This window comes from Phocaeicola coprophilus DSM 18228 = JCM 13818 (assembly GCF_000157915.1).
Taxonomy (GTDB): Bacteria; Bacteroidota; Bacteroidia; order Bacteroidales; family Bacteroidaceae; genus Phocaeicola; species Phocaeicola coprophilus.
Genome location: NZ_EQ973643.1, coordinates 80,490 through 82,846, shown reverse-complemented (window position 1 = coordinate 82,846; position 2,357 = coordinate 80,490). Strand labels below are relative to the sequence as shown.

Sequence of the window (2,357 nt, the reverse complement as noted above, 5' to 3'; positions counted from 1 at the left end):
CCGAATCGTGCGGCCGTTGCAGCCCGATTGTGCGGTCGTTTCCGGCCCGTCGTGAGGCCGCCCGGAAAGGACTTTGCAAAGCCTTCGGGCTTTTAAAAAAACGCTTCGGGCTTTTCATTAAAACGCCGAAACATTTTGATCAAAAGCCCGAGACGTTTTTCCGTGCATTATACGGCAGGGAGACTGTTGCCGTTGATCTTCCTGTACAAGTCGAGCGCATAGACGTCCGTCATGCCTGAGATGTAATCGAGTACGGCAAGAATCTTTCCGTAAAGGCTGGGAGCCTGCACCTCGTACTGACTGGAAATCCGGTTGATCAGTAATTGTGAATAAGCTTTTTCCGGAAACCGGACAGCTTCTGTCAGGAGATTGATCAGGGTTGTGATTACCTGATAACCGGCCAGTTCAATGTCCAGTACATCCTTGGAACAGTAGATTTTGGCAAAGGCAGTGCGGGAACAGTTCTCATAGGCCTGTTTGCTCCGTTCCGGAAGATGCCGGATGAGCGGTCCTTCGAACCTGCCTGCCAGAATGGCTTCTTCGTTGTCGATGAACACTTGCGTACACTCTTTGATGAGAATGCCGATAACCGATGAGCGCAGATAGGCGATCTGTTCGTTGGTATCGCTTACCAGCCGGCAGATTTCCTGGGCCCGTTTCAGCCGTTCGGGGCTGAGGAAATGGCAGTAGAGTTCCTTCGTTTCATCGGTGGTGAGGATTTTCAGTTTGTGGGCATCCTCGATGTCCATCATCTGATAACAGATGTCATCGGCTGCTTCCACCAGATATACCAGTGGATGGCGGGCATATCGCAGCGGTTCTCCTTCGCGGCTGATCCGGATGATTCCCAGTTCGTCAGCGATGCGGCAGTACGCTTCTTTCTCGCTCTTGAAGAATCCGAACTTCTGTTTCTTGCCTGCCAGTTCCGAGGAATACGGGTATTTGACGATGGAAGCCAGCGTGGAGTAAGTCAGCACGAATCCGCCCGGCCGTCTCCCTCTGAACTGATGAGTCAGCAGACGGAAAGCGTTGGCATTTCCTTCGAAGTGTGTCAGGTCTTCCCATTCGTCAGCTTCCAGCATGTCCTTCAGCTTCAGGCCCTCACCTTCGGAAAAGTATGTTCCGATGGCTTTCTCGCCGGAATGGCCGAACGGCGGGTTGCCGAGATCGTGTGCCAGACAGGCTGCCGAAACGATGGATCCTATTTCGGTGACATGGGTGTTCTGCAGTTCCGGATGCTTCTGTAAAAGCAGGGCTGCGGTCTCATTTCCCAAAGAACGGCCCACGCACGACACTTCCAGACTGTGGGTCAGACGGTTGTGTACGAAGATACTTCCCGGAAGAGGAAACACCTGTGTCTTGTTTTGCAGCCGCCGGAAAGGAGCCGAGAAAATCAGCCGGTCATAGTCACGCTGGAATTCCGTGCGGTCGTCTTTACGGGTTTCGTGCAGAAATTCCAGTCCGAAACGCTTGTTGGATATCAGTTGTTGCCAGTTCATGTTGTCTGCTTTTTCTGTTGAATGTATTCTTGTCTGCGCTTCCGTTGCATGTCTTTCCGGCAGCAGCAGGAACGGCAGCAGGATTCGGAAGTGCCTCTGATGTGCAAAGCTAGGCATAAATCTTGATACGGCTTTGTCTTTTGAAAGAAATAATTTGTGCCGGAAGCGGGTGCCGGAAACCGCAGGAGGAAAACTTCGTGGGCGGACGGAGGCTGGCCGGGGACGGACGAAACTTTTAAAAAATGGTAAACAGGTGTATAAGTCCCATGAAATGTGTAAATTCGCAAGCTTAAACAACAAACTTGAAATTATTGCATGAAAGTACAGATCATAAACAAGTCAAAACATCCCCTGCCTCAGTATGCAACCCCGCTTTCTGCCGGAATGGATGTGCGTGCCAACCTGGATGAACCGCTGGTTCTGAAACCTTTGCAACGTTGTCTGGTTCCGACTGGGCTGTATATGGCTATCCCGGCCGGTTACGAAGTACAGGTACGTCCCCGAAGCGGACTGGCCATCAAGAAAGGAATCACCGTACTTAATTCACCGGGAACGATTGATGCCGACTACCGCGGAGAGGTATGTGTCATTCTGGTAAACTTGTCTTCCGAGGAGTTTGTCATCGAAGACGGAGAACGCATTGCTCAGATGGTGATTGCACGTCACGAACAGGCTGAATGGGTGGAAGTGGAAAATCTGGACGAAACACAGCGTGGAGCCGGTGGTTTCGGACATACAGGAACTATTTAACGGATGAAAAGTATGAAGAAATGGGCTTATCTTTTCCTGTTCGGTCTGCTGGTGCTGGTATCCGCATGCGGAACAACGGGCAGACATGCAGCCAGAAAGCTGCTGCGG

The 2,357-nt window shown here is 51.5% G+C and carries 2 protein-coding genes; one reads left to right on the top strand and one right to left on the bottom strand.

Going from position 1 to position 2,357, the window contains the following annotated elements:
* Nucleotides 1–167 precede the first annotated feature (167 nt).
* Nucleotides 168–1,499 (bottom strand): dGTP triphosphohydrolase, encoded by a 1,332-nt coding sequence (dgt, locus tag BACCOPRO_RS08300; protein WP_040311390.1) that lies wholly within the window; start codon nucleotides 1,497–1,499, stop codon nucleotides 168–170.
* Between the two features lie 315 nt (nucleotides 1,500–1,814).
* Here dgt and dut point away from each other — a divergent pair, with 315 nt between their 5' ends.
* The gene (gene dut, locus BACCOPRO_RS08295; protein ID WP_008142713.1) at nucleotides 1,815–2,249 is read left to right on the top strand and encodes a dUTP diphosphatase; all 435 of its coding nucleotides are present in this window, start codon (nucleotides 1,815–1,817) and stop codon (nucleotides 2,247–2,249) included.
* The last annotated feature ends 108 nt before the right edge of the window (nucleotides 2,250–2,357 follow it).

What these genes read in the sequence shown, in the direction of transcription:
- dgt (WP_040311390.1), bottom strand. Translation starts at nt 1,499, where the DNA reads ATGAACTGGCAACAACTGATATCCAACAAGCGTTTCGGACTGGAATTT.
- dut (WP_008142713.1), top strand. Translation starts at nt 1,815, where the DNA reads ATGAAAGTACAGATCATAAACAAGTCAAAACATCCCCTGCCTCAGTAT.